This window comes from Oleiphilus sp. HI0132 (assembly GCF_001635845.1).
The window spans coordinates 1-860 of record NZ_LWGJ01000528.1; the positions used below are offsets into that span (position 1 = coordinate 1).

Sequence of the window (860 nt, forward strand, 5' to 3'; positions counted from 1 at the left end):
AACCCACTAACTGAAGCTGCAGGTGTCATTGCAAAGTGTTCGGTTAATGAAATTCCGGCACTGTTTTCGGGTTCCAGTAGCTTGAACAGCTCGGTCTTTTCAGTATGATCAGGGCAAGCAGGGTAGCCCGGAGCAGGGCGGATACCGCGGTATTTTTCTTTAATCAAGGCGTCGTTATCAAAGCTTTCATCTCCAGCGTAAGCCCAGAACTCTTTACGAACTCTTTCGTGCATACGCTCAGCGAAAGCTTCGGCTAGGCGGTCAGCTAGCGCTTTGACCATAATCGCGTTGTAGTCGTCATGTTTTGCTTCGAACTCGGTGGCAAGTTCTTCAGCACCGATTCCAGCGGTGACTGCAAAGCCACCGATATAGTCATTGAGACCCGTTTCTTTAGGTGCAATAAAGTCAGCTAGTGATAAGCTAAATTGATTGCCCGCTTTGTCAGATTGCTGGCGTAGGTGATTCAGGCTTAGATTTACCTTAGATCGACTTTCGTCTGCAAATACAGTAATTTCATCATCGCCTTGAGCGTTTGCTGGCCAAAATCCGATAACAGCCTTGGCTTTTAGTTTTTTATTGCTTATCAGATCCTTGAGCATTTTTTGTGCATCATTGAAAAGACTCTGAGCAGCTTCACCGATATGCTCATCTTTTAATATTTTCGGGTATTTTCCAACCAGGTCCCACGTGATAAAAAACGGAGTCCAATCGATATAGTCAACTAATTCTTCAAGTGGGTAGTCTTCAAAGATTTTGGTGCCGGTAAATTTCGGCTTAGGTGGTTCGTAGCCGCTCCAATCAAGTGACAGCTTGTTTGCTACTGCTTTTTCATAGCTTAGGAAGCTGGACTTGGCGCTGCG

Annotated in this window: 1 protein-coding gene; it reads right to left on the reverse strand. The window is 45.5% G+C overall.

Translation table 11 applies throughout. The annotated features are described in order from the left end of the window. On the reverse strand, positions 1-860 hold an 860-nt coding region (locus A3766_RS06325; protein ID WP_304440933.1), incomplete at both ends, for a vitamin B12 dependent-methionine synthase activation domain-containing protein.